The following is a 2500-nucleotide window of genomic DNA, read 5'->3' as shown; positions in this document are numbered from 1 at the left end:
AGTCGGGCAGTTTGACTGGGGCGGTCGCCTCCTAAAAAGTAACGGAGGCGCCCAAAGGTTCCCTCAGAATGGTTGGAAATCATTCGTAGAGTGCAAAGGCAGAAGGGAGCTTGACTGCGAGACAGACAAGTCGAGCAGGGACGAAAGTCGGGCTTAGTGATCCGGTGGTACCGCATGGAAGGGCCATCGCTCAACGGATAAAAGCTACCCTGGGGATAACAGGCTTATCTCCCCCAAGAGTTCACATCGACGGGGAGGTTTGGCACCTCGATGTCGGCTCGTCGCATCCTGGGGCTGTAGTCGGTCCCAAGGGTTGGGCTGTTCGCCCATTAAAGCGGCACGCGAGCTGGGTTCAGAACGTCGTGAGACAGTTCGGTCCCTATCCGTCGCGGGCGTTGGAAATTTGAGAGGAGCTGTCCTTAGTACGAGAGGACCGGGATGGACACACCGCTGGTGTACCAGTTGTTCTGCCAAGGGCATTGCTGGGTAGCTATGTGTGGAAGGGATAAACGCTGAAAGCATCTAAGCGTGAAGCCCCCCTCGAGATGAGATTTCCCATCATCTAGAATGAGTAAGACCCCTGAGAGACGATCAGGTAGATAGGCTAGGAGTGGAAGTGCAGCGATGTATGGAGCGGACTAGTACTAATCGGTCGAGGACTTAACCAAGATTTAGAATAAAAAAAGCAAGCGATGAATGAGCGTTGGTCAGCTGTTCAGTCGTGTTATGGATTCAGTTTTGAGGGAACGTTGTTCCTTTAATTAAATAATTGTGCGGTGACGATGGCGAGAAGGTCACACCTGTTCCCATCCCGAACACAGAAGTTAAGCTTCTTAGCGCCGATTGTAGTGAAGGGTTTCCCTTTGTGAGAGTAGGACGTTGCCGCGCAGTAAATTTATTCCGCAATAGCTCAGTTGGTAGTAGCGCATGACTGTTAATCATGATGTCGTAGGTTCGAGTCCTACTTGCGGAGTTTTTTCTTTGCCGTCTTAGCTCAGTCGGTAGAGCGCCACCATGGTAAGGTGGAGGTCGTCGGTTCGATCCCGACAGATGGCTTGCGCTTTTACAAAAATATACTTAACCAACATTTAATAACCCTTGTAGTTTACTGTTTTGACAGTATGCTACAAGGGTTTTTTGGACTCTATATAATAAATGGTGTTGGTGAATCGTAATGATTCACCAACACCATTTTCTTTTTTAAAGAAAAAAGGCACGTGAACCCCCTATAATTAAGTTACCACACAAAATAACAGGAGGATTCACGTGATCCACATTCATTGTACAAGAATGTGGGTCGGAACAAAAGACCCAAATGCTTATTTAGAAGAAATTTCTATTGAGTTATGTCTTCAGTATATTGGAATCATGAGAATTAGGAGGACGATTTAAAGATACTTGCTGCCTTCTCGAATGCTCAACGGAGCCATCTGAGACGAATGCTTCTGAATGAAATCCTTCACCCACTGTGGGTTTGTTTTACTATAATCACGAAGAGACCATCCGATTGCTTTATTAATGAAGAATTCCTTGGTCCCGAAATTATTCGTGATGATTTCTGCTAAAAGGAGTGTATCGGTTTTATTCTTGAACAACAGTTGATGGTCAATGGCGACTCTTCGCAGCCAAATGTTATCCGTTTGGCTCCATTCCACCATTACTTTTTTGAGTTCGGGATAACGAAGCGTCATGCTTCCAACTACACCATCTAATCCATCGACAGTATCCCACCACGATTTTGTTACGATATACTTTTTAATTCTATTAAGATCCTCGGGCGTTAATAAGTTTTGTATCGACAAGAGGTAATCAACCGCCAACTGCTGGTATTCTCTTTCTTGTTGTTGAAAGCATTTCTCAACGAAATCGAAGTCAATTATGTGTTCCTGCAGTGCAATTCTAAAATAGGACTTTGCCACCAACTTGCGTGGAGTTGCAGCAATACCCAGAAAAGGAAATTGATTACGCATATAGGCAGCCATCGAAACGGCTCTCTCAGAATCTTGCAAAGACTTTAACTCCTCGAATAAATTTCCATACCACATAACGATATCCTCCATTCTTTCTCCATATAGAATATTATACATGACAACTTTAAGTGTGATATACTTTTGTAGGTAAAACGTTTTCAAAGGGGAGTCGGATATGAAAAAAATACAAGTGTCACAGACTGAACTTAAAGTATCAGAGATAGGGTTAGGTCTCATGAGAATGAATAGCCTTACAGATGAAGAAGCTAAAAAAGTCATTCAGACTGCGGTAGATAATGGCATTACCTTTTTTGATCATGCTGACATCTACGGGGGTGGAGAGTCAGAACGAATTTTTGGTCGCGCCTTTTCGGAAATGGGAATTGCACGTGATGCAGTCCATGTCCAATCGAAAACGGGAATTGTCCCAGGTAAAATGTATGATTTCTCAAAGGAGCATATCATTCAGTCAGTGGAAGAAAGTCTAGAACGTTTGAAAGTCGACTACTTAGACGCGCTACTCTTACATC

General features: G+C 44.2%; 2 protein-coding genes, 2 tRNA genes and 2 rRNA genes (2 of these 6 only partly in view). 5 read left to right on the top strand and 1 reads right to left on the bottom strand.

Annotated features, from left to right (window positions below):
* The 4 genes from G7058_RS05550 to G7058_RS05535 all read left to right on the top strand — a co-directional run.
* A 23S ribosomal RNA gene (locus tag G7058_RS05550) occupies positions 1-668 on the top strand; it begins 2246 nt to the left of the window's first position.
* Between the two features lie 104 nt (positions 669-772).
* A 5S ribosomal RNA gene (rrf, locus tag G7058_RS05545) occupies positions 773-888 on the top strand.
* Positions 889-899: 11 nt separating this feature from the next.
* Positions 900-973 (top strand) — tRNA-Asn (locus tag G7058_RS05540).
* Between the two features lie 10 nt (positions 974-983).
* Positions 984-1056: transfer RNA gene (locus G7058_RS05535), tRNA-Thr, on the top strand.
* Positions 1057-1388: 332 nt separating this feature from the next.
* On the opposite strand, the gene G7058_RS05530 is transcribed toward G7058_RS05535, so the two are convergent.
* The gene (locus G7058_RS05530; protein ID WP_166062616.1) at positions 1389-2045 is read right to left on the bottom strand and encodes a DNA alkylation repair protein; all 657 of its coding nucleotides are present in this window, start codon (positions 2043-2045) and stop codon (positions 1389-1391) included.
* Positions 2046-2145: 100 nt separating this feature from the next.
* Here G7058_RS05530 and G7058_RS05525 point away from each other — a divergent pair, with 100 nt between their 5' ends.
* Positions 2146-2500, top strand: the start of a protein-coding gene (locus tag G7058_RS05525) for an aldo/keto reductase (RefSeq protein ID WP_166062615.1). 569 nt of this gene lie beyond the right edge of the window; only the first 355 of its 924 coding nucleotides appear in the window; the start codon lies at positions 2146-2148; its stop codon lies off the right edge, out of view.

Origin of the sequence: Jeotgalibaca porci (assembly GCF_011299095.1) — a bacterium.
In the GTDB taxonomy this organism is placed as follows: Bacteria; Bacillota; Bacilli; order Lactobacillales; family Aerococcaceae; genus Jeotgalibaca; species Jeotgalibaca porci.
Note: the sequence above shows the minus strand (reverse complement) of the source record. Positions and strands in the feature narration are given on the sequence as shown.